General features: G+C 68.2%; 17 protein-coding genes and 4 pseudogenes. 13 read left to right on the top strand and 8 right to left on the bottom strand.

Features of this window, described 5'->3' with window-relative positions:
• Positions 1-2: 2 nt before the first annotated feature.
• Both AB0G15_RS33765 and AB0G15_RS33770 read left to right on the top strand, forming a co-directional pair.
• Positions 3-764 (top strand): NAD(P)-dependent oxidoreductase, encoded by a 762-nt coding sequence (locus AB0G15_RS33765; protein WP_362847745.1) that lies wholly within the window; start codon positions 3-5, stop codon positions 762-764.
• Positions 765-1,278: 514 nt separating this feature from the next.
• A complete protein-coding gene (locus AB0G15_RS33770) occupies positions 1,279-1,842 on the top strand; it encodes a site-specific integrase (protein WP_362847861.1) in 564 nt (187 codons plus the stop codon).
• 104 nt (positions 1,843-1,946) lie between these two features.
• Here AB0G15_RS33770 and AB0G15_RS33775 read toward each other — a convergent pair whose 3' ends face one another.
• The 4 genes from AB0G15_RS33775 to AB0G15_RS33790 all read right to left on the bottom strand — a co-directional run bounded on the left by AB0G15_RS33775 (position 1,947) and on the right by AB0G15_RS33790 (position 5,207).
• Positions 1,947-2,483 carry a type II toxin-antitoxin system PemK/MazF family toxin gene (locus tag AB0G15_RS33775; protein ID WP_362847748.1) on the bottom strand — a complete coding sequence of 179 codons (537 nt, stop codon included), beginning with the start codon at positions 2,481-2,483 and terminating at the stop codon, positions 1,947-1,949.
• 81 nt (positions 2,484-2,564) lie between these two features.
• Positions 2,565-3,746 (bottom strand): FAD-dependent oxidoreductase, encoded by a 1,182-nt coding sequence (locus tag AB0G15_RS33780; RefSeq protein ID WP_362847751.1) that lies wholly within the window; start codon positions 3,744-3,746, stop codon positions 2,565-2,567.
• An 85-nt stretch (positions 3,747-3,831) separates the two neighbouring features.
• A complete protein-coding gene (gene sigJ / locus AB0G15_RS33785) occupies positions 3,832-4,776 on the bottom strand; it encodes an RNA polymerase sigma factor SigJ (RefSeq protein WP_362847754.1) in 945 nt (314 codons plus the stop codon).
• 50 nt (positions 4,777-4,826) lie between these two features.
• On the bottom strand, positions 4,827-5,207 hold the full coding sequence (locus AB0G15_RS33790; RefSeq protein ID WP_362847757.1) for a nuclear transport factor 2 family protein: 381 nt from the start codon (positions 5,205-5,207) through the stop codon (positions 4,827-4,829).
• Between the two features lie 49 nt (positions 5,208-5,256).
• On the opposite strand from AB0G15_RS33790, the gene AB0G15_RS33795 reads away from it, so the two are divergent.
• Together AB0G15_RS33795 and AB0G15_RS33800 are read left to right on the top strand one after the other, a co-directional pair.
• Positions 5,257-5,943 carry a winged helix-turn-helix transcriptional regulator gene (locus AB0G15_RS33795; RefSeq protein ID WP_362847760.1) on the top strand — a complete coding sequence of 229 codons (687 nt, stop codon included), beginning with the start codon at positions 5,257-5,259 and terminating at the stop codon, positions 5,941-5,943.
• Positions 5,936-6,292, top strand: a complete 357-nt coding sequence (locus tag AB0G15_RS33800; RefSeq protein WP_362847762.1) for a hypothetical protein — start codon at positions 5,936-5,938, stop codon at positions 6,290-6,292. The genes AB0G15_RS33795 and AB0G15_RS33800 overlap by 8 nt, the downstream gene beginning before the upstream one ends.
• An 80-nt stretch (positions 6,293-6,372) precedes the next feature.
• Here AB0G15_RS33800 and AB0G15_RS33805 read toward each other — a convergent pair whose 3' ends face one another.
• Positions 6,373-7,098: a hypothetical protein gene (locus AB0G15_RS33805; RefSeq protein WP_362847765.1), complete on the bottom strand. Its 726-nt coding sequence runs from the start codon at positions 7,096-7,098 to the stop codon at positions 6,373-6,375.
• 493 nt (positions 7,099-7,591) lie between these two features.
• Here AB0G15_RS33805 and AB0G15_RS33810 point away from each other — a divergent pair, with 493 nt between their 5' ends.
• The 3 genes and pseudogenes from AB0G15_RS33810 to AB0G15_RS33820 all read left to right on the top strand — a co-directional run.
• Entirely contained in the window at positions 7,592-8,206 is a 615-nt protein-coding gene (locus tag AB0G15_RS33810; RefSeq protein ID WP_362847768.1) for a hypothetical protein, read from the top strand.
• Positions 8,207-8,291: 85 nt separating this feature from the next.
• Positions 8,292-9,269, top strand: a pseudogene (locus AB0G15_RS33815) (ISL3 family transposase); the annotation flags it as partial.
• A 405-nt stretch (positions 9,270-9,674) separates the two neighbouring features.
• Positions 9,675-10,598 (top strand): annotated as a pseudogene (locus AB0G15_RS33820) (IS701 family transposase); the annotation flags it as partial.
• 225 nt (positions 10,599-10,823) lie between these two features.
• Here AB0G15_RS33820 and AB0G15_RS33825 read toward each other — a convergent pair.
• Positions 10,824-14,495: a hypothetical protein gene (locus tag AB0G15_RS33825; protein WP_362847770.1), complete on the bottom strand. Its 3,672-nt coding sequence runs from the start codon at positions 14,493-14,495 to the stop codon at positions 10,824-10,826.
• A 366-nt stretch (positions 14,496-14,861) separates the two neighbouring features.
• Here AB0G15_RS33825 and AB0G15_RS33830 point away from each other — a divergent pair, with 366 nt between their 5' ends.
• The 3 genes from AB0G15_RS33830 (at position 14,862) to AB0G15_RS33840 (ending at position 17,829) form a co-directional block, all read left to right on the top strand.
• A complete protein-coding gene (locus AB0G15_RS33830; RefSeq protein WP_362847773.1) occupies positions 14,862-15,098 on the top strand; it encodes a hypothetical protein in 237 nt (78 codons plus the stop codon).
• A 161-nt stretch (positions 15,099-15,259) separates the two neighbouring features.
• Positions 15,260-15,550, top strand: a complete 291-nt coding sequence (locus AB0G15_RS33835; RefSeq protein ID WP_362847776.1) for a hypothetical protein — start codon at positions 15,260-15,262, stop codon at positions 15,548-15,550.
• Positions 15,551-16,266: 716 nt separating this feature from the next.
• Positions 16,267-17,829: an endonuclease/exonuclease/phosphatase family protein gene (locus AB0G15_RS33840; RefSeq protein ID WP_362847779.1), complete on the top strand. Its 1,563-nt coding sequence runs from the start codon at positions 16,267-16,269 to the stop codon at positions 17,827-17,829.
• An 894-nt stretch (positions 17,830-18,723) separates the two neighbouring features.
• Here the strand turns inward: AB0G15_RS33840 and AB0G15_RS33845 are convergent.
• Positions 18,724-19,506 carry a hypothetical protein gene (locus tag AB0G15_RS33845; RefSeq protein ID WP_362847782.1) on the bottom strand — a complete coding sequence of 261 codons (783 nt, stop codon included), beginning with the start codon at positions 19,504-19,506 and terminating at the stop codon, positions 18,724-18,726.
• A 289-nt stretch (positions 19,507-19,795) separates the two neighbouring features.
• Between AB0G15_RS33845 and AB0G15_RS33850 the strand changes: the two are divergent.
• Positions 19,796-20,323: pseudogene (locus tag AB0G15_RS33850) on the top strand (transposase); the annotation flags it as partial.
• 89 nt (positions 20,324-20,412) lie between these two features.
• Here the strand turns inward: AB0G15_RS33850 and AB0G15_RS33855 are convergent.
• Complete coding sequence (locus AB0G15_RS33855; protein ID WP_362847785.1) at positions 20,413-20,895, bottom strand: ATP-binding cassette domain-containing protein; 483 nt, start codon at positions 20,893-20,895, stop codon at positions 20,413-20,415.
• On the opposite strand from AB0G15_RS33855, the gene AB0G15_RS33860 reads away from it, so the two are divergent.
• On the top strand, positions 20,873-21,316 hold the full coding sequence (locus AB0G15_RS33860; RefSeq protein ID WP_362847787.1) for a CBS domain-containing protein: 444 nt from the start codon (positions 20,873-20,875) through the stop codon (positions 21,314-21,316). The two genes, AB0G15_RS33855 and AB0G15_RS33860, sit on opposite strands and share 23 nt — an antisense overlap.
• A gap of 16 nt (positions 21,317-21,332) precedes the next feature.
• Positions 21,333-22,604 (top strand): annotated as a pseudogene (locus tag AB0G15_RS33865) (ArsB/NhaD family transporter); the annotation flags it as partial.
• Between the last annotated feature and the right edge of the window lie 18 nt (positions 22,605-22,622).

Raw genomic sequence — 22,622 nt, forward strand, 5'->3', positions numbered from 1 at the left:
CCTTGATCACCGCACTGATCACCGGCGCCGCCGGGAACGTCGCCGGGCAGCTCCGTCCCGGCCTGGAGGGGCTCGACCTGCGGGTGACCGACAGGCGTGACGTCCAGGGCTGGGACGGCGCCGAGGTCGTCGTCGGCGATCTGTCCGATCCCGCGTTCGCGGCCGAGGCCGTCGATGGCGTCGACGCCGTGGTCCACCTGGCCGCCTCTCCCAACCCCTCCGCCCCGTGGGCCGACCTGCGGAGCCCGAACGTCGACACGGTCGCCACCGTGCTCGACGCCGCCCTGGCCGCGGGCGTCGCGAAGGTCGTCCTGGCCACGTCGGTGCACGTCATGGGCGGCTACGCGCGGCCGGGCGAGGCGGTCGTCAATCCCTCCTGGCCGGCCCGTCCGTGCTGCCGATACGGCGCGACCAAGGCCTTCGCCGAGGCGTACGGTTCCGTGATCGCCGCGTCGGGCGACACCTCGGTCGTCTGCCTGCGGCTGGGCCTGTGCCTGCCGACGCCGACGACCACGGGCAACATCGCCGAGTGGCTCGCGCCCGCCGACCTGCGGCGGCTGGTCCGCGCGGCGCTGGCGGCCAAGGTGCGCTACGGCGTCTACTTCGGGATCTCGGCCAACACGCGCCGCCTCTTCGACCTCTCCAACGCCCGCGCCGACCTCGGCTACGAGCCCCGGCTCGACTCCGAGGTGTTCGCCGGTGATGTGCGGCCGGGCCCCGCAGGCCTGTGCGCGGTGACGCACACCGCGCACAGGCCCGCCTGACGCGGCAACCGGCGTGGATATGCGACGGGGTCAGGCGGACGGGTGCGTGTCATCGCGCACCCGTCCGCCTGACCCCGTGTCTCACGCTCGCCCTCGGCAGGCCACGTCTTCGGCCGGGATCACGACCTCGACGCGCTCTTGGTGACCTTTCCCTTGGCGTACGTCCGCCCGTGGTTCCCGCGGAAGAGGCGAAACTCCGCGATGAGGGTCTGACCCGAAAATCTCACCTTGGCCAGGCATGCGGCAGCGAACCCCTGGCTGGGGTCTGTCAATCAAACGGCTCTGGCTCACTTTCGGTGGTAACCGAGCGTGGTCACAGGCGATAAGGGCGCGCTGGGGACGAATCAGCCGGCCAAAAGGGGTCGTGACGCGATCCGGCGCGCAAGGGCGCGGGCAATCGCACGATCTTTCGGGCGTTTGATAAGGAACTCGCCCAGCTCCGCGACGTCAGCTTGATGCACACGTTCCGTTACCACCGAAAGTGAGCCAGAGCCGTTAACTGGACAGACCCGCACTGTGGGAGCGCCGGGATCTACCGCTACGCGACAAGACCCTGTTTCGGCTGGTCTATGAGTCAGCCGCCCGCGCCCACGAGGTCCTCGGCCTCAACGTCGGCGACCTGGTGACCGAGGCCAAACGCGGCCGGGTGCAGCGCAAGGGCGGCGCCACCGACTGGATCCAATGGCAGTCCGGCACCGCCCGGCTACTGCCCCGCCTGCTGGCCGGCCGCCGCCGGGGGCCGGTGTTCCTCACCGACCGGCGCCCCGGCCCGGCACGCACACCCGCCGCCGCCGACCTGTGTCCTGACACCGGGCGGGCCCGGCTGTCATATGAGCGCGCCGAGTACCTGTTCAAGCAGGCCACCAAGCCCCTCGACCCGGCCGGCGCGGGCTTCACCCTGCACCAGCTGCGCCATTCGCGGCTGACCCACCTGGGCGAGGACGGCTGGTCCTCGTCCATGCTGATGGCCCTGTCCGGCCACCAGAACCTGCGCACTCTCGGCATCTACGTCAATCCCAGCGCCGAAGCCGTCGCCGCAGCGCTCGCTGAACACGACCCTGGCCGCCGACGCCTCTGACCAGAAGAGGGGCTTCAATTAGCCCCTGAACGGCGTCAATTGATGGCTCTCACCTGCAGGAACGCCGTTGTTTGCGGCTCCTGACACGATTCTTAATGGCACCCCTACCTGAGTCCACCGAGACGGAGGGCGTCCCTCATCTCGCTGAGTTTCGCGGTCGTGGCTGGGGTCCACTCCTTCGCCTGCTCCCCGAGGCGGAGGGCATCCTCGATCTCGCTGAGTTTCGCGGAGGACAGGACGCCCGCTTGCTCGATCAGGTCGTCCCGGGACACCGTGGTCAGCCACGTGCAAGGAGTCATGCCTGGATGAGGGAACGCTATCCGCAGCACGCCTTCAAAGGGCAGTCCTTCTCCGGCTCCTACTGCCACTTCGACGCCCAGACCGCTGAGGTCGACGCCCGCCGGAGCGACGACCTGCATCGCCCGGAACCCGGATGCATCGTCTCCCGACAGCAGGACGACCGGCCGCCGCTCGTCGAACGCGACCCACCAGACTTCGCCACGTTGCACATGTCCTCCTGACACTGGGGGGCAGACCCGGACGGCGTGCAGGGATCCGGCGCGCCGCATGCCGTCGGCCTCGGTGTAGAGTCCTTCGGCGTCGGCGAACCGGCCCTCGATGAGGGCCAGGGTCGCCAGCACCACCTCCTGGCGGGCCGGCCGCAGGCTCTATCCCACCACCGCACGGGGCCGTATCGGGTAGGCCCGTGCGGTGGTGGGGTGTCACACGGTGATCTCAAGGGGCTCTTCGGCCTTGATGGTGTGGCGGCGGGTCGGGAGCATCGATGTCGGGTGGGAGATGCTCCAGGCCGCGGTCTTGCAGATCACCTCCTTGAGGCGTGCGGCCAGCTTGCCGGTGGTTGCGGACGGTTTGGGCTGGTCGTCCGGGGTCACCCACTGCACGATGGCGTCGCGGCGGCCGAGGCTCACGCACTGGCCCAGGTAGCCGATCTTGTTCTGGGGGATCGGGCGTCCGGTCAGGCGAGCGGCGATGGCATCGGCCGCCAGGTGGGCCGAGGGAACTCCCGAGGCGCAGGACATCCGCAGTGGAGTGCCGCTCGCGCCCGGTGCGAGCGCGGCATCGCCGACGGCGTAGACGTCGGGGTGCGAGACCGACCGCATCGTGTCGTCGACGACGATCTGCCCGGTCGCGGAGACCTGCAGGGTCGTGGCCGCGGCGATGGGGTGGACGGCGAAGCCGGCCGTCCAGACGGTCACCTGGGCCGGGATCGCGCGGCCGTCGGCGGTGACCGCGCCGGTCGGCTCGACGCCCGCGATGTCGGTGTGCTCGTGCAGGGTGATGCCGAGCCGGTCGAACGCCTTGCGCAGGTGGTTCTGGGCCTTCTCGCTCAGCCAGTCGCCGAGGCCGCCGCGGGCGGCGAGTGAGACCTCGAGGTCCGGCCGGGCTTCGGCGATCTCGGTGGCGGCTTCGATGCTGGTGAGGCCACCACCGACGACGAGCACGGTTCCACCAGCGCCGAGTTCGGCCAGACGCGCACGCAGCCGCAGCGCGGACTGCTTGCCGGCGATATCGTGGGCGTGCTCTGCGACGCCGGGCACGCCGTGGTCGGCGGCGGCGCTGCCGAGGGCGTAGACGAGCGTGTCGTAGGCGAGCTCGCCGGGACCGTCGGCGTCGACGACGTGGACGGTCTTGCGTTCGGCGTCGACGGCGGTGACCCGCGCCAGCCGCACCTGCACGCTCGTGCCTGCGAAGACGTCGGTCAGTGCGCGCGGCTTCAGGTCCTGGCCGGCCGCGAGTTGGTGCATGCGGACGCGCTCGACGAACTCGGGATCGGCGTTGACGAGGGTGATCTCGGTGTCGGCGGGGTGCAGGCGCTTGGCCAGGCGCCCGGCGGCGTTCGCTCCGGCGTATCCGGCCCCGAGAACGACGATCTGGTGCTTCATGGTGTCACCCACTCCTGTCTGGCTGGTGTTGCTTCCTGAACCGGACAGCGGCACGAACCCTGACAGGAGTGGACTGTGATCCAGGTCACCAGGTGTCGGTGAGCGGTTCCCCGTGTTCGTAGGTGGCCCACTGGCGCGTGGCGCGCTCGAGCTTGCTGGGGTTCGCCTGGGTGTGGACGGCCGCGATGCCGTCGGTGGTTACGTCCAGCGAGACGACGGTGGCGACCCGGTCTCCGACCATCAGCACCAGCGCGGGTACGCCGTTGGCGACCGCGGCGAACAGGACGGGCTGGCCGCCGATCATCTCCCACTTGGCCGCGGTGGGCTTGAACAGCCCGCGCAGGAACCTCGCCACCGCCAGTGCACCGGTGATCGGCCGAGGCAGCGAGAAGACCACGCCGCCACCGTCACCGACGTGGATCGCGTCGTCGGTCAGCATCCGCACCAGTGAGTCGGTCCTGCCGCTGAGTGCCGCGGCGAGGAACTCCTCGACGATCTTGCGGGCCGCGGCCGCGTCGACCTCCACCCGGCGCCGGTCGGCGGCCAGGTGCTGCTTGGCACGCCGGTAGATCTGCTGACAGTTCGACTCGGTGAGGTCGAGCACCTCGGCGATCTCGCCGTGCGAGTAACCGAACGCCTCGCGCAGCACGTACACGACGCGTTCCTTGGCCGAGAGCCGCTCCATCAGCGTGATCATCGCGATCGAGACCGACTCACGCTGCTCGACGGTGTCGGACGGACCGAGCATCTGGTCCCCGGCGAGGACCGGCTCGGGTAGCCACTGGCCCACATAGGTCTCCCGCCTGGCCCGCGCCGAGGTGAGCCGGTTGAGGCAGATGTTGGTGAGCACCTTCGTCAGCCATGCCTCGGGCGTCTCGATGAGCGCCCGGTCGGCGGACTGCCAGCGCAGGAACGTGTCCTGCACCACATCCTCGGCATCGTTGGCCGACCCCAACAGGCGGTACGCGATCGCCTCCAACCGCGCCCTGGATCCCTCGAACACCTCAACCTCGTGCGCACTGACCAGCATGGTTCGAATTTAACCATCCGCACCGGTCACCGTGATCCTTCTGAGCGTGCTCAGCCCCCTCCGCCGGCGATGTAGGCGGCGGGGTCGTAATGGAGGCGCAGCCGCTGGATCCTGCCGTCGGCGAAGGTGAAGAACTCGGTGAACCTGACGGTGCCCTTGGGCAAGTGGGCGTCGTAGAGAACGGCGCTGGCTTCGGGCCCGTTGACCTCCTGGATTCCCTCGATCTCGCCGACACTTGCGATGAACCCTTTGACGCCCTGCCGGAAGCGGGCCGCCCCGATGACGTGTCCGGCGAGGGGGCCCTCGAACTCGAGGTCGTCGGCCAGGAGGGGCGCAAGTTCCCGGCCCCCGTCGTAGTTCTCGATCCCGCCCGTGAGGACCCGGTAGTAGGCCCTGAGCAGGGAAGGTGCGTTGTCGCTGACGACGGTCATGCGGTCTCCCTGGATCACCGGTTGCTGGTTGAGAAAATAAACCACGAAGTTGAGAAAGACAACCATGGCCGGATACGGTGAGATCATGCGCTCGTACAACCAGTACTGTTCGATGGCCCGTGCGCTGGACCTGGTCGGCGACCGCTGGACGCTGCTCATCGTCCGCGAACTGCTCACCCAGGGGCCCTGCCGCTTCGCCGACCTGCGACGCGGACTGCCCGGCATCGCCAGCAACCTGCTCGCCGATCGCCTGCGCGAGATGGAGTCGGCCGGGCTGATCGCTCGGCACGACGAGCCGCCGCCGGTCGCCGCGACGCTGATCGGTCTCACCGGCCGTGGCCAGGACCTGGGCGGCGTCGTGCGCGAACTCACCCGCTGGGGCGCCCCCCTGATGCTCTCCCCGCCGGACGGCGACGCGTTCAGGATGCACTGGTTCACGCTGCCCCTGCGCCACCTGTGCCGGGACGGCTCACCCGGGGACCCGGCCGTCACCGTGCGCCTGGGCGACCTGTACGACGGCTGCGACATCATCGCCGACCACGGCCGCGTCGACGTGCGTCCCTGCTCGACCGGGCGCCGGCCCGACGCCACGATCACGGCGCCGCCGCAGGTGCTCGTCGCGCTCTTCACCGGACTGATGACCCCCGCGACAGCCATGACCGAGGGGCTGGTCGTCGAGGGCTCCGCGGCGGCACTGGACCGCCTTCTCCCGAAAAGGGAGGCCACCGATGGCTGACGGTCGGGACACGCCACACCGCGATCTGCTCCGGAAGGTCGCCGAAGACTTCGGCGACGACCCGGACGTCGCCATGGCGACGATGTTCCGCAGCCCGGGACTCCGCACCGGCGGCAAGATCTTCGCCTTCCTCGGTCGTCGCGGTGAGCTCATCGTGAAACTCCCACGGGATCAAGCTCGCCGGCTCCTCGACGCGGGAACCGCCGAACACGTGACGATGGGAACGCGGACCATGCGGGAATGGGTCGCGTTCCCGGCCCGGGACGGCGACACGGCCACACTCGCGCTGTGGCGGAACATGGCGCACGACGCCCACCGGTACGTGGACTCCCTGCGACGGTCAAGCTGATCGGCGGGTCCGCTCCGGCCTCCGCCGCGCTTCGCACCCCGAGGATCGCCACGAGATCACCCAGGGATGTGCCGGCACCCTCACGCCGCATCAAGGCGAGCCAGCAACGCGGCGGCGGCCGCCTTACTGGCCCCGCTCCCCTCACCGCGCACCGTCGTGCCGGTGGCGAGCAGGCGGGTGACGGCCGCCGCAGTGAAGGACGGCGCGTGCGACGGCCCGGTCGACTCCACCGCCCAGGCGACCGCCTCGATACGGCCCTGCTGGGTCAGCTCGTTCAACACGCTCACCGGATGACGCTCCCCCGAACCCGTCCCAGCCGACAACCCCGGCGAGCCCGCCGTCACCGGCGCGGCCGCGGCTGGGCTGATCTGGATGCCGGCTTCCTTCAGCCATGCCTTCAACGTGAAGGTCTCCACGTTCAAACTCTCGGCGGCCTGGCGGATCGTCAGCCCCCCTGAGAGCAGCGTCTGGGCGACCTCGACGACGCGGGCGCGTTCGCGGCGCCGGTCCTCCTCGGTGGGCAGGTCCATCCGGGCCGCGTGCTCGGCCGCCCCGGCCTCCAGCATCTCCCCGGCGCGCACCAGGCAGGCGACGCTGCAGTACAAGCCCAGGCGGATGTGGCGGCCCTTGCCGCCCGGCGCACGCTCCAGCAGATACCAGCCCGCCGGCACCCACACCCCACGCTCGGCGCGCTGGCAGATCCGGCAGAAGAACGACCGCTCGCTCTCCTGGTGGCCACCGCGGGTGGCGGCCAGGCCGCCGCGGCGACGCGAGGCCGGAACCAGATGCTGCTCGTCGGTACTCACGGCACTCCACCCTGCCAGAGCAGCCTCACCGTCGAGGACTGCAGAGCCAGCGAGTGGCACAGCGGAGGCGGCCCTTCCGACGCCGAACATGACACAAGCCCTGACAACAACCAACGATCAATCAGACAGCATCACAGCAGCACAACCCATAGACACCATATGAACCATTTGTGTCCGTTCCGCGCGAAGGTTGCAAACCCTCTTCGTCGTGAGCTGCGGGTTGCAACGTAGGTCCGGACGAAGGTCGCCGATCTTGTTCAGACTTACTTTGCATATTCGGTTGATCTTGTCGGGAGGGACCGCTCTCATGGCGACCTCGGAGATCCCCGAGAGGCGGGATTGCGGTGTGAGTACTACCCGGCCAACGGCGATCAGCGCAGAGGCCGGAACGACAATTCTGCTGGACCCCGCTGGATAACGATCATGCAAACACCTGCTTGGATGCAGGCCACGGGCGTCTAAATGGGGGATGACATACTCACGCCAAGAGATCATGGAGCAGCAGGCCGACATCATCGGCTTGCTGCTCCACCACATCCATGCCCCGCTCGTCGACGCCGAGCGCATCCGTGGCGTTCTGCCAGTCGCGGCCCCGGCTGAGGCGATCAGGGTGGTTGTCGGCGCCCGCCGGGCGGACCGGCTGACGGCCTACGAGATCCCCTTGCGCGAGGACGACGGCCTGCGCAGCGGTTACGACGTCATCGCCCTGTTGCGCGCCGTGCTCAGCACCCCACGCTCGCTCGACGCCGGTGTCGGCGCCGTGATGGGCATGCCCCTCGTCCGGGTGGACCCCGCCGTCGTCGAACCCGCCGAGGACACACCGGACGATCTGGCGCTGAGGGTGGTGCGCACCCTCGTCCGCCCCTTCACCGAAGATCGTCCCAAGCCGCTTCTGTTGGGCTTCCTGTTGCTGGGTTCGGACCGGCTGCGGCTCTACCTGGAAAGCCCGAAGGCCGGGCCCGGGACGACTGCCGTGGACCTAAGTCTGTCGGGTGCGCTCACCGCGCTGCTGACCGCGCTGCCCTCTCTTATCGACGAGCAGTATCGGACCAGGCCGACCGACGACGATCCGCACTGCGCACGCGTGGTCGACCTCGCCGACTGGTAGAGGTTCACACGAGCCGGGTCTGTCAATCAAACGGCTCTGTCGCAGATTCGGTGGTGACGGAACGTCTCCTGCGTCACGGTGAGTCATGGGTGACGTCGACGAGCTGGTGAGTGTCGTGTTCTCGGGCTTATTGCCGCTGGTCGTGGAGTCTGTGGAAGATGAGGGGGAACATATCCGGGTGCGGGCGCGGACCCCGGACCGATCAGTCGCGTGCCCGCGCTGTGGAGCCGAGACCGCCCGGGTGCATGGCTACCACGAGCGGAGCGTTGCAGATGTCCCGGTCGATGCACGCCACGTGCTCGTGGCGGTGCGGATCCGCCGCCTGGTATGCCCGACGCGCGGCTGCCATCAGACGTTTCGCGAACAGTTGCCCGGCGTGCTGGAACGCTACCAGCGGCGCACTCCCCGCCTTGTCGGCCAGATCGGCGCGGTGGTCCGTGAGTTGGCCGGACGTGCCGGCGCGCGTACCTTATCCGCCCTGGCCGTGCACGTGTCGCGGCATACCGCCTTGCGCATCTTGCTCCGCCTGCCTCTGCCACGGCTTCAGGTGCCCCGCGTCCTGGGGGTGGACGACTTCGCCCTGCGCCGACGTCACCGCTACGCCACCGTGCTGATCAACGCCGAGACCCGCCAGCGCATCGACGTCTTGCCCGAGCGCACCGCCGACACCCTCGAAGCCTGGCTGCGCACCCATCCCCAAGTGCAGGTCGTGTGCCGAGACGGCTCCGGCACCTACGCCGAGGCGATCCGCCGCGCCCTCCCGCAAGCGATCCAGGCCGGCGATCGGTGGCACCTGTGGCACGGCCTCGGCCAGGCCGTCATGAAAGAGGTCGCCGCGCACAGCGCCTGCTGGGCCAAAGCCGGCCCGCCCCCACAGGACGGCCCCCGGGCACAAAACACCCTGCAGCGCTGGCACCAGGTCCACGACCTGCTCGGCAAGGGCGTCGGCCTGCTGGAGTGCGCGCGCCGCTTGAACCTGTCCCTCAATACCGTCAAGCGCTACGCACGCGTGTCCGAACCCGGACGGCTGCGACGCGCCCCGCAGTACCGGCCCACCCTGGTGAGACTTTTCTCAATACTTGGCCCTTTTTCAGGGAAGATGGCCCGCGATCATGGCCGGGATCCAGCATCGCCGCGGCTCCCGGTCATGAATACTGTGCGTCCCGGCCGGGCGAGCAGTTCTTCAAACCGATCCGCCAACTGATCGAATCGGTCAACGACACCCTCAAAAGCCAGCTCGACCTCGAACTACACGGCGGGCGCAATCCAGCAGAGATGGCCGCCCGCATCGCTCAGCGGATCCTGGCGTTGACCACCGCGATCTAGCACAGCCCTGCCACCGCCAGCCCATCACCCGGTCACTGATCGCCTACGACCACCGACCGGACTTCGGGCTTACTCGTCTGGTAGTACTTCGTTAGGTTGCTTTGATCTAAGGGATTGGGTTCGGCCTGCTGCTCTCGCGGACTTGGGGGAGATCGAGCGGTTGCGGGGTGAGCTGGCCGCGTTCGTGGCCGAGGTGTTCGCGTCGGTACCGCGCCGAGATCAGCGGGCGAAGGGCGACTGCTGCCTGCGGGGGTTGATGCTGGACGGGCGACGCAAGTCGATCCAGCCGATGGCCGAGCGCCTGCCGGACGGTGACATGCAGGGGTGCAGCAGTTCGTCAGCCAGTCCACCTGGGATCATGCGCCCGTGCTGCGGGCGATCGCGACCAAGCTGCCCGCCGCCATCACCCCCAGGTGTGGGTGATCGACGATGTGTCCTTTCCCAAGGACGGGAACATGTCGGCGGGGGTGGCCCGCCAGTGGTGCGGGGCGCTGGGCAAGCAGGCCAACTCTCAGGTCGCGGTCAGCCTGCACGCCGCCTGTGATGCGGCGTCGGTGCCGATCTCCTGGCGGCTGTTCCTGCCCAAGGAGTGGGACCACGACGCCGGACGCCGCTCCAAAGCCCAGATACCCGATGAGGTCAGACACCGCGAGAAGTGGCGGCTGGCGCTGGATCTGATCGACGAGGCGATCGGCTGGAGGCTGACCCCGAAGGTGATCGTCGCCGATGTCGGCTACGGCCAGATCACCGCCTTTCGGCGCGGCCTGGCCGAGCGGGGTCTGGCCGAGCGGGGTCTGGCCGAGCGGGGTCTGGACTACGTCGTCGCGGTCCGCTCCGATGAGTCCGCCCACCCCCACGATGCGCTACCCCCCGTACCGGCGTGGAGTGGTAACGGCCGCAAACCTGCTGCCCGCTACCGCACCCCGCCATCCCCGCTGAAGGATTTGGCCACCGAGGTCGGCCGCAAGGCCTACCGGCACGTGACCTGGCGAACGGTTCCGAAGGTGCGATGCGCTCGCGGTTTCGGGTTCGGAGTGTGCGCCCGGCCGGGGTCACGACCCGCAGGCACACAATGGCCAGGGCAGGAGGAACGGCCGGCTGGGACGGTGTGCAGGAAGTCCAGCCAGAACTCGGCCGCGCCCTTGATCGCCGGATAGGCGGTGTCGAGATGCCAGCGCCTTCGCGTCGCCAACGCGACGGCACCGCTCGCCTGTCCGGGGTACGGAGGGAACCTCGGTGTCGGGATGGCCGCCACCCGCGGTGGCCATCAGGAGAATGAGCGGAGAGGGCGTCATCTGTCCACGAGCAGCCGGTCAACGCGCGCGAGCAGCCGCTCGATCGGCTCGCACGCCGTGCAGCGCCACAAGCGGACGGTCCCATCCCCGTGGGTGGTGGCTATCCGCCCGTCGTCGGGGGAGAATTCGACGCTCTCGACGCTCGTGGCGAATCCTCCGACGGTGACGGGCGGGGCGACCATGTCGGTGCGCCAGATCCGCACCGTGCCGTCGTGCCCCGTGCCGGCCACCCATCGTCCGTCCGGGCTGAAGGCGACCCACCAGACCACATTCTGATGGCCGCGAAGGACGAGCGCGCCGCCGCCTCCTGACGTGGGCCAGATCCTGACCGTGCCGTCGGTGCCCGCGCTGGCCAGCCGGCGCCCGTCCGGGCTGAAGGCCACTCCCCACACGAGGCCCTGATGGCCGCGGAGCACCAACGGCTCGGCGGCGCCCCCGCTCTCCCAGATTCGCACGGTGCCGTCCTTTCCGCCGGTCGCCACCTGGCGCCCGTCAGGGCTGAAGGCGGCGTACCGGATCTGCTCGGTGTCGGCCCGCCGTACAACGGGGGGCGCCGCACCGGTCAGGTCCCAGATTCGCAGGGTGCCGTCGAGGCCGGCACTGGCCACGCGGCGCCCGTCAGGGCTGAAGGACACGCTCCACACGATGCCCTTATGGCCACGGAGCGTCACCGGTTTCGAACCGTCCGTCAGGTTCCAGATCCGCAGGGTGCCGTCGGTACTCGCACTGGCCACGCGGCCGTCGGGGCCGGTCGCGACGTCGACGACCTCGTCCTTGTGACCTCGCAGTACCCTGGACGCTTCGCGCGCGGGGTCCCAGACTCTCACGACGCCGTCCACTCCGCCGCTGACCACCCGCCGGCCGTCGGGAGTGAACGCCGCCGACCATGCCGCCCCTTCGTGGCCACGCAGCACTGACGGGTCGCCCATCCCCCTGGGGTCCCAGATCCGGACCGTCCCATCGTCGCCGGCCGTCGCGAGCCTGCGGCCGTCCGCGCTGAACGACGCGCTCCACACCACCCGCTGATGGCCGCGCAGCACGAGCGGGTCACCGGTTTGCGTGGACGACCAGACACGCACGGTGGAGTCGTCGCTGGTCGTCGCCAGCCGATGGCCGTCGCGGCTGAACGCCAGGCCCTCGGCCGTCCCTTCGTGGCCATGCAGCACGCGGGGCTGTCCCTTCCCGCCGGTTCTCCACAGGCGAGCGGTGCCGTCGACGCTCACGCTGGCCAGAATCTTGCCGTCCGGGCTGAACGCGACCGTCTTGACCGCGTCCTCGTGTCCGCGCAGCACCCGCGGCCGGCCGCCACCGGACGCGCTCCACATACGTATAGATCCGTCGTCAGCGCCACTGGCCACGAAGCGCCCGTCCGGACTGAACGCCACGCCCTTGACCGCCCCCCCGTGCCCACGCAGGAATGTCGCCTCGCCGCCGCCGACGTCCCACAGGCCTGTCGTGCCGTCGTCTCCGGCACTGGCCAGACGGCGCCCGTCGGGACTGAAGGCCACCGCCCACACGGGGCCGTCGTGCCCGGTCAGAACGACGGGCTCAACGCGGCCGCTCAGCTCCCATACCCGGATCGTCCCGTCGAGCCCCGCCGCCGCGAGACGGCGCCCATCAGGGCTGAACTGAGGGCTCCACACCTCTCCGCGGTGCCCCCGCAGCACCAACGGCGCGTCCGCGGTCACTCCCTCTCCCGACCAGGACCACACGCGGACGAGACCGTCCGCGCTGGAGGCGGCCAATCGGCGCCCGTCCGGGCTGAACGCCACGCCCAGCGCCCGTCCGAGGCCGGGGATCGTGGCGACGAGGTGGTCGTCGGCGACGCCCTGCCGCAAGACCGCCACCGCCTCGGCGGTCGGCCACAGCGCGTACGCCCTCCTGGCCAGGCGCAGGCCCCGTTCGGGACTGAGCTGCAGCTCGGCGCGGGCCTCGGCGGCGAGCTGGCGCGAGAGCGCGACGTCCCGCTGATCCTGGGCCTCGCGGGCCTGCTTCACGGCTACGCCGGCGAGCACGCTCACCACGACGGTCACCGAGACGAGAGCGGCCAGCACTGTCCTGACGCGTCTGCGCCGGCCCTCTCGCTCTGCGACCTCCCGGTGTCGGCTCGCCTGCAGGAAGGTGTGTTCGAGGTCGTTGAGCCCGTCGCGCCGCTGGCCGTCCCATCTCCTCAGGCGTGCGCCGCGGTACAGGAACGCCTCGTCGCGGTCGTGCTCGTCCCACTCGGCCGCGGCGCCGGTCAGCCTCAGGTGCGCCCACAGCAGTTCCCGGTCCTCCTCCAGCCACGAACGCAGCCGGGGCCATCCGCGGATCAGCGCCTCGTGTGCGATCGTCACGCTGTCTTCCTCGGCGGTGATCAGTCGTGCGGCGATCAGCGTGTCGAGCACGTGGGCGGCCCGGTCGCTGTCGGGTCCTCCCGTCATCTCGGCGCGCGAGGCCCGCCGCCGGGAGTCCTCGGTGCCGTCGCCGGGAACGGTCAACCGCAGGAACAGCCTCCTGGCCACCTCGCGCTCGGCCTCGCCGAGTCCGCCGTACACGCGCTCGGCGGTCTGGGCGACAGCCCCGCGCACGCCGCCGGCCGCGCGGTAGGCGGCGACGGTCAGCGACGCGCCGCGCTGGCTGCGCCAGGTCTCCAGCAGCGCGTGCGAGACCAGCGACAGCGCCCCGGGCTCCTGGCGCGCCTCGTCCACGACGAGTTCCACCAGCTCGGGCTGCACCTTGAGGCCCATCTGCTGGGCGGGCCGGGTGACGGCGCAGCGCAGGTCGTCCTCCTCCATGGGGCCGACCAGGATCTGGTTGTCCTGCAGCGCCGCCACTAGCGCCGGGTAGAACGCGCAGTGCGCGTAGAAGTCGGCGCGCACGCTCAGCACGAGGCGCACGCGGGGCTCAGCGGAGGCGGCCAGCAGCGCCGCGACGAAGCGGTCGCGCTCGCCCCGGTCCCCGCAGAGGGTGAAGATCTCCTCGAACTGATCCACCACGATCACCAGATGCGCCGTGGCCGCCCCGCCCGCCAGTAGCTGTGCGCACATCGATTGCACGGCCTGCGGATCGTCGGCGAGTGCGGTCTGGACCGAGCAGGCCGCCACGCCCTGCGCGTTCGCCAACGTGATCGCCAGTTCCTGGACCGGCCGCTCACCTGGCGTCAGGCAGACGACCCGCCACCCCTGGCCGCCGCCGACGTCCCCCCGCTCGACGGCGGGCAGCACCCCCGCCTGGAGCAGCGACGACTTTCCCGTTCCCGAGGGGCCGAAAAGGGCCAGAAAAGGCGTGTGCAGCATTCTCTCGCACACCTGCCGCAGCAGGCGTTCACGGCCGAAGAACAACGACGCGTCCTGCGGCCCGAACGTCATCAGCCCCAGGTACGGAGACGTCTTTTCCTGATCGCGGGCGGGTTCGGCGGTGGTGGTCTCCTCACTGAGGGAGTGCCACCGCTTCCGCCATTCCTCGGGGTTGCCACCGCACGCCTCGACGTAGGCGAGCGTGACGGGCAGGCTCGGCATGACCGCGCCGCCGGCGGCCTCGGAAAGAGCGGTCACGGAGAAGTGCGTGCGCCTGGCCAGCTCCCGGTAACTGGGCTTTCCCGCGTCGATTCGCAGGTTCCGTAACTCCAGAGCGAACCGATGGAGAGGGATGTTCTCCGGGTCCAGCTCACGCTCACGCCGCCCCAATCGCACCTCCGGTCGCTCTCGCCCCTCAGTCTAGTCGGACAATCAGGGCATATCTGAGACCGAACGGGGCCCGGGAAGCGACGGCGGCCTCCGAGGCGTCAAAACCGGACAAATCCAATCGAACGGAAGTTGTCGCACTTCAGACCCGGCTTCGCCGTGCTCCACCGCCTGACGATTGTTTGTCCAGTGACGCCTCCAGCACTGGACATTCCCCCGGTGGGCTAGAACCGAGGGGCACAAGGCGATACCGCGGAAGTGCCACTCAGCGGGGGCCGAGCGGACTCACTCCCGCCTCGGCAGGAAACGAGCGGCGACTCCCGCCGCCGGAAACTCATCGTTAGGAAACGGGGGCAATGAACGAACGCGGTGACGCGTCGAGTCGCGGCGGTGGCGCTCGCGGCCGGGGTCGTGGCCGGTACGGGTGCCGTGAGCGCGCCGGCGGCCAGCGCCATGGGAACCGCGCACCAGGGCTTCGACACCTGTATCCAGTACAACTGCAGCGGCACCGGGACGCAGACCTGGCGGACGACCATCAGCGGGACGACGATCGGCGGGAGTTACAAGTTCAAGGAATCCAACCACCTGCGCGTCTACTGCGGCTGACCACGGAGGCCCAGGGCCGCGTGCATGCGGGCGCTCCGCGACCACTACCGGGGACAAGGATCCCGAAGCGATTTTCATGTGGTTCTCATGACCGCATGAATAAATGCCCCGTTCAGTGACAACTGAACCGATCGCCAGATTCAGAAAATCGGAGGAAAAAGATGAGAAAGAATGTTACCCGAGCCGCAGTGATCGTAGCTCTTTCCGGAGCCGCGCTCGTCGGCGTGGTATCGCCCGCGTCCGCCGGAACGAAGCCGGGGTGTGTGTCGGTCGAGGTGCATAGCTTTAACTCTGTCACGATGCACAACAACTGCTCGACGAGCCACCGCTTGAGGGTTATCTGGAAGAACGCCCGGGACTCCGGGTGCTTCACGGTCAACGCCGGCGCTTCGAAAGACGTGAACGCCTTCAACCAGCCGTTCGCCTCGTACGACAAGGTTGTTACCTGCTAAGAACCTTCGTGGCATCAAGCGCGACAACAACTCCGCCCCCCGTCGTCACCACCAAACATCCATCGATCTCCCGATCGTTGGATTTTCGCGACGGGAACCGGAGTTGTTGTCGCGCTGTTCGCAACCGGTTCACGTCTCGTGTCCCGGCCGAGTGCCTGTTGGATGTCGACGGCGAGGTGGCGGCGTGTCCGGCTCGCGCCGAGGACACGTTGAGGGTGCTCTGCGGGCCGACGGTGCCGTAAGCCCAACCGCGCGACCGCTGCCTGATCAAACGCCACGCCGCACAGCCCCGGGCTCGCCGACCAGATCATCGCCACCACCCGCCACCCGCTTGAAAGGCTGACTGGTGAGCGACCTGAGACGCAGCCCGATGCCTAGGTCCTGAACGAGCCGGGAGGCCGTCGTCGTCCCGCCTGCCCTCGTGTTGAGCGACCGTCACACCGGATCATCGATCGCCGGTGATGACAGCAGGAGTCGACGGGAAGCCTGGCCCGGCTGAATTCGCATGAGCACGCGCTGCTCTCAACCGATGGTCTGCTCAACAATGAAGAGGTAGGCACGTGTTACGCAGGGTTATCACAATGATCGCCTCGGCCCTCGTCTTGACGGGGTCACTGCTCAGCGCACCGCAGGTCCCAGCCGCTTCGGCACAGTCTCAGGACAGAGTCATCATCTCAGGAGACTGGAACGGCGACGGCGAGGACACATACGGCATCGTGGACACCTCCACGAACCCGATGACGTGGTATCTGACCGACGGATCCTACAACTACTGGATCGACAACCTCGAACCCCACACCGTCTTCACCTACGGTGCTCGTGGCACGCATCCGATCGTGGGCGACTGGAACAACGACGACCGCGACACCCCGGGGGTCTTCGTACGCACCGGCGGAACGCCATCGTGGCAGTTGCGCAACAGCAACTCGTCGGGATCGGCCAATGTGACCTTCGGCTACGGCGCGGCCTCGGACACCCAGCCCCTGGTCGGCGACTGGGACAAGGACGGCGACGACACCCCGGGCCTGTTCCGGCCCGGAAGTCCCAACTCCTACCTGTTGCGCAACAGCAACACCCAGGGAGCGGCCGACCTCACCTTCACCTACAGCAGCGGGGCGGGCAAGCCCATCGCGGGCGACTGGAACAACGACGGCCGCGACACCGTAGGGTTCATCAGCACCGGCACCAACCCTTTCACCTGGTACCTGCGTAACAGCAACACCCAGGGATCGGCCGACGTGACGTTCACCTACGGCAGCGGCAACGCGTCGTCGGTGTTCTTCGCCACCGGCGACTGGGACGGCAACGGCTCCGACAACCCCGCGGTCGTGCTGCCTCTCACCAACGGCCCCTTCCAGTGGCATCTGCGTGACAGCAACACCAGCGGCGTCGCCACCAGCAGCGTGCGCTACAACCCCGTCACGCCGCTGAAACTGATGCACTTCAACATGGCCGGCGGTGCGCTGAACGGAGGCGACTATCCGATCGTCCACCGGATCCTCACGGAGGTGCAGACGCGCCGACCCGACGTGATCTCCCTCAACGAGGTCTGCGAGCGCCAGTACGACCACCTGGTGGACCAGTTGGAGACGGCCGGCTACGCGATGGAGGGCTATTTCCAGGAGTCGCGCCTGGTCGTTCCTGACTGCGTCCACCTGGGGGATACCCGCACCAGGGCCGGCAACGCCATCCTCGTGCGCGCCGATGTGACCGAGGAGAAGGGATACATGTTCACCACCGATCACCGGCTGGAGGAGCGCGACCTGCCGACGTTGCTGGAGGAACGCAGCGTCGCGTGCGTCACCGCGGTCTTCCCGACCACCAGTCAGCCGGTGAAGGCCTGCTCGACCCATTTGTCCGACGGCGACGCGACCGGCGCGCAGGCCGAGACCCGCGAGCTGTTCCGGGTCTTCGCCCCGGAGGCGAACTCCAGGCCGTTCATCTTGATGGGCGACCTCAACCTCACCCCCGATGACACCGCAGTCGGCCGGCTCTACTACCCGAGCGGAAACGGGTACTTCTGGGAGACCGACTCCTACTGGGACAGCTGCATCGGCGAGGACGGGATGTGCGAACCCGTCCAGGGCGGTCGGCCTACCCGGGTCGGCGGCAATCGAAAGATCGACTACACCTTCGTCAGCCGTGACCACTTCGACATAACCACAACGCTCAGCGGCGTCGACATCGTCAACGCCGGTACCTGTGACGACCACCTCTGCTCCGACCATCTGATCATGCACAGCACCGTAGGCCTATATCTGCCGAGGAAGGCGCCCTGACTTACCCGAGTCGTCGTAGCAGGTGAGAGATGTCCTCACCGCGCGGAGTCCCGGGGGCGAGGACAGACGCCCCTCCCCATCGGGGACGCACCTCGCGCGGAACCTGATCCGGCGAGCCTCTCGTGAACCAGGTCCCCGCCGTTCAGGATCGCCAGGTTGGGGCCGGACCGGGAAACCCACCATGAGCAAGCACACCAGGGTGCCCAGGTCCGCCTCAACCCGGCACCTCCCATAGGGCGCGCACCGGGTCGTACCAAGGGAGGTGGTCCGGGTGAGGTCTTCGATCCGGATCATCGCGGCGCGAAGGCGGGATTCAGCGAGGTGACTTGCGGAGGTCTCGTCGTAGCGGGTGGAGATGCCTCGCCAAGTAATCATCCTGTTTTGATCATTCCGTACATGCTCCGGAGTGATGGAGGCACCTGACGCACCCTGGTTCCTCAATATGCTCATCGACTCGCATCCCATAAAAGGGCAGCCTGTGGGTGCCGATGATTCATTCGTGCAGGTCGCGACACTGATCGGCGAGCACGTATTTCAAACTCTCCAGGGACCAGACCGGAAGCGGCCCGTGTGCGACCGCCGACAGATAATCGAATGCGGAGCGGACGAGCCGAGCCACAGCGCTTGACGTCCGCCATGTCCGCTGCAGGTCACTCAAAGATGCTGTGAGTGATGAGCGTGATCCGCACGATGTAGTGCTCGCCCACTCGATGTGCGCCGGCGAGCAACTCACGCCGAATACGAACTTTTCTTCAAGCATCACCGATGCGCGGGCAAGGTCAGCCGCCCACAGGAAAAATTAAACAGTGATGAAACTTCTCTTTCATTCATCACTTAACTTCATACGCTGACCGAAATGCCGTCCCGACAAGAGGAGGACCATGCGTTCGGTGTTCAAACTACAGGCCGACGAGGCGTCCGAGACGTTGGCACAGTCCACTTCGTACGCAACGGACTACTCTTGATGATCTCAGGCGTCGGCGCTGCCGGAGGAAGTCTTGCCACCTCTTCTGTGCTGCCTTTAATCCTCGCGGCGGTGATCGCGATCGCGATTTCTCGCATCGAGGACATCGGGTACCTTTTCAGCTGAGAATGCACATGTCTCTGACGGCGCACTGCCAGCCGACAGCGCGTCCAAGGTGGCCTGCACCTGTGACCGCCAGCCTGTACGACGAGGTAGCGCCACCCGCAGCTCAGCGCTGCTTCCGTGGTGGCCGCGAACCTGAGACGATCCTCGGTGCCGATGAGGTCGACAGGCCGGACATCGAGCAGCCAGACACCGGCCTCGGTGACGACCAGAAAGTCCGGAATGTGCGCGATGGTGCGCTTCGTGCTCGTGGTGGACTTCAACGTCATGGGTTGAGCGAGCAGATCGCGGACTTCTCCGAGAAAGTCCAGCGCGAGCAACAGCTTCCGCTCGTTGAGACTCTCGAACCCATGCAACCTACGAGTGCTGACCATCGCCGCCAGACCGGGGCGGTGCCGTTGAGGAATACGCCAGGAGAACGAGCGAACAGGCCCACACACCGCCGCGGGAACCTCCGCCATGTCCCGGACGGGACAGACGATCTCGGAGCTGCCCGCCTTCCATCTCGTGATCCAGCGGCGTGTCCAGCCCTCGGCCAGGTTCAAGTCCTGACGATCCCGATCCTGACCGACATACAACGCGGCCAGCAAGTCAGTGAGCCCACAGGAGTCTGAGGGCACCCTCCTGCCCTCATCGCCCGCCGATGAGGCAGAGCCCTGGCGGGCGCCGAAGGAGGTCGAAGCGCTCACCGCGCGAGCCTCCCACAAGGCACGTCACGGATGACCCGATGCGCCCTGAGCGAGGCGGAATTAATCACAAATGTGCGCCTATCGACGCCTCTACAACCCCCCGGGCCAACTTGGGTGAAAAATCGGTGCCAAGTTGCCTGAAAACCTGAGCGGCTCGGACCAGGTCAGCTGCCGAAGCGGTGCCAGGCATCGAGAAAAGTCGCACCTGGTCGACCCTTACCGTGACCACCTGCGGCGCCGCCGCGCCGACGACCCCGCCGTCCCCGTCCTGCACCTGTTCAACGAAATCAAGACCCTCGGCTACCCGGGCAGCTTCAACCTCCTGTATCGCTGCATCACCCAGGGCCGCGCCGAAGGCGACCGCCCGCCCATCTCACCGCGCCACTTGGCTCGGCTCCTGCTCACCCGGCCCGGTAACCTCACCGCCAAGCAGCAGAGGTTGCGTGACGAGCTCACCGCCGCCTGCCCCGAGATGATCGACCTGGCCGGGCTCGTGCGCGCCCTCGCCGACCTGCTCCGGCCGCACGAGGGCAACGCCGACCGTCTCGACACGTGGATCACCGCCGCCCGCGCCGCCGACCTCCCCCACCTGCACGCCTTCACCCGCGGCCTCGACCAGGACCGCGATGCCGTCCGCGCGGCCGTCACCTTGCCCCACCACAACGGCGGCACCGAAGGCGTGAACACCAAGACCAAGCGCATCATGCGCCAGATGCACGTGTCTGGGGCCATTGAACTTGACAGTGGGGTGCCGCTCCCACCTGCGCACTGTCAATTAGATGGCTGTCCATCCAGGGCGACCGAACGTCATTCAAGGTGGCAGTACGCGTCGAACTCGGTTCGGTCGCCTCTTCGACTGTTTCTCCGGCACCTGTACCGCGAGAGGGGAATCGCGGTTGGTGTGTGCCGGGCGTAGCGGAACGTTTTCGGTAGCGGAGAACCAGAGAAACGCCCTTCGTCATACGCGCGCCCAGGAGCGGTGGGTGTTGTGGGTGTTGAGGTGGGGGTGATCATGCCGAGCAGCATGCGGATCAGGGTCGTCCTGCCCGCGCCGTTGAGGCCCAGCAGGGCGTAGATCTCTGCCGGCTCGACCCGCACCAGACCTCGTCGACCGCGAGCACCCGGCCGTAGCGTTTGGTCAGGCCGGCCGCCTCGATGGTGGACACCGGCCCACCCTCTCTCGAATCGGCGATCATTGATAGGGTCCATCGAAGGTGAGCCGGGAAGTCTGGTCGGCAGGTCTGCCGTCGATCCCGAAGAGGCCCTCATGCGTGCTCGTGACCTGCTCATCGATTTTCCCACCGTCACCCTCGACACTTCCGTCCTGGATGCCGCCCGGCTGCTGGCCGACCAGGACCTGCCGGGCCTGATCGTGGTGGACTCCGGCGGGCTGCCGCTGAGCATCCTAGCTGGCACCCAGGTGCTGGCCCTGGCGGTGCCCGGCTACTGCCAGGACGATCCGGCGCTGGCCCGGGTGATCGACGAGGCCCACGCCGACGCCTTCCTGCGTAACGTGGCCGGTCAGACCGTACGTCAGGCGCTGCCACCCACACCGCGTGAGCTACCGGTCACCGACCCTGACGCCACCGTGCTGGAGATCGCCGCGCTGATGGCCCGTACCCACAGCCCGCTGGTCGCCGTGGTGGGCGAGGGTCGCCTGCGCGGCGCGGTGACGCTGCAGGCGCTCATGGACCGGATGCTCGCCTCATGACGGCGCTGGCCTGGCTATCGGTGGCGATCTTCCTGGGCGCTTACGCGCTGATCGCGACCGAGCGGATCCACCGGGTCGCCTCCGCCCTCGGCGGAGCCGGACTCATGCTGGCCCTGCACGCCAGCGACGCAGAGGCGGCGTTCTTCTCCTCCGAGACCGGCGTCGACTGGAACGTCATCTTCCTGCTGCTGGGCATGATGGTCATCGTCGGGGTGCTCAAGCAGACCGGTGTGTTCGAGTACCTGGCGATCTGGGCGGCCAAACAGGCCCGAGGACGTCCGTTTCGGCTGATGGTGTTGCTGGTGGTCATCACCGCGCTGGCCTCGGCGCTGCTGGACAACGTCACCACGGTGCTGCTGATCGCACCGGTGACCTTCCTGGTGTGCGAGCGCCTCGCCCTGCCCGTGGTGCCGTTCCTCATCAGTGAGGCGATGGCCTCCAACATCGGCGGGGCCGCCACCTTGGTCGGCGACCCGCCCAACATCATCATCGCCAGCCGGGCGGGCTGAGCTTCAACGACTTCCTCGCGCACATGGCCCCGATGATCGTCATCGTGACGGTGGTGTTCATCGGCCTGTGCCGGATCATGTTCCGTAAGGCGTTCGTCTACGACCCCGAACGCGCCGCGGGCATCATGGCCCTGGACGAGCGCGAGGCCATCGCCGACCGCACCCTGCTGTGGCAGAGCCTGGTCGTGCTCGCCGTGGTGATGGCCGCCTTCGTGCTGCATCCGGTGCTGCACTACGAGCCCTCGGTGGTGGCGATCCTGGGCGCCGGGATCCTGGTGGCGGCCACCAAGGTCACCACCGAGCAGGCCATCGCCGAGGTCGAATGGCCCACCCTGGTGTTCTTCATGGGGCTGTTCGTCATGGTCGGTGCCCTGGTCGAGACCGGCGTCATCGGCCAGATCTCCCAGGCCGCCGTCGGCGCCACCGAAGGCCGGTTGGGGCTGACCGCGATCGGCCTGCTGTGGGTCTCGGCCGGCATCTCGGCGATCGTGGACAACATTCCCTACGTGGCGACGATGAGCCCGATCGTCGCCGACCTGGTGCAGGCGAACGGCGGCAACGCCCACGCGCAGGTGCTGTGGTGGGCGCTGGCCTTCGGCGCCGATCTGGGCGGCAACGCCACCGCCGTCGGTGCCGCCGCCAACGTTGTCATCATCGGCATCGCCGCTCGCAACCGCACCCCGATCAGTTTTTGGGAGTTCACCCGGTATGGCCTCATCGTGGCCTTCGTCACCGTGGCGCTGGTGACGCCCTACCTGTGGTTGCGCTACCTGATGTGACCCCCTGCCCGGCCCCCA

This window comes from Streptosporangium sp. NPDC023825 (assembly GCF_040639575.1).
GTDB lineage: Bacteria > Actinomycetota > Actinomycetes > Streptosporangiales > Streptosporangiaceae > Streptosporangium.

Excerpts from the sequence above, each read along its gene's own strand:
- AB0G15_RS33800 (WP_362847762.1), top strand. The coding sequence starts at position 5,936 with ATGGCTGACGGTCGGGACACGCCACACCGCGATCTGCTCCGGAAGGTC.
- sigJ (WP_362847754.1), bottom strand. The coding sequence starts at position 4,776 with ATGCTGGTCAGTGCGCACGAGGTTGAGGTGTTCGAGGGATCCAGGGCG.
- AB0G15_RS33780 (WP_362847751.1), bottom strand. The coding sequence starts at position 3,746 with ATGAAGCACCAGATCGTCGTTCTCGGGGCCGGATACGCCGGAGCGAAC.
- AB0G15_RS33860 (WP_362847787.1), top strand. The coding sequence starts at position 20,873 with ATGCGTGCTCGTGACCTGCTCATCGATTTTCCCACCGTCACCCTCGAC.
- AB0G15_RS33835 (WP_362847776.1), top strand. The coding sequence starts at position 15,260 with ATGAGAAAGAATGTTACCCGAGCCGCAGTGATCGTAGCTCTTTCCGGA.
- AB0G15_RS33790 (WP_362847757.1), bottom strand. The coding sequence starts at position 5,207 with ATGACCGTCGTCAGCGACAACGCACCTTCCCTGCTCAGGGCCTACTAC.
- AB0G15_RS33810 (WP_362847768.1), top strand. The coding sequence starts at position 7,592 with ATGGAGCAGCAGGCCGACATCATCGGCTTGCTGCTCCACCACATCCAT.
- AB0G15_RS33855 (WP_362847785.1), bottom strand. The coding sequence starts at position 20,895 with ATGAGCAGGTCACGAGCACGCATGAGGGCCTCTTCGGGATCGACGGCA.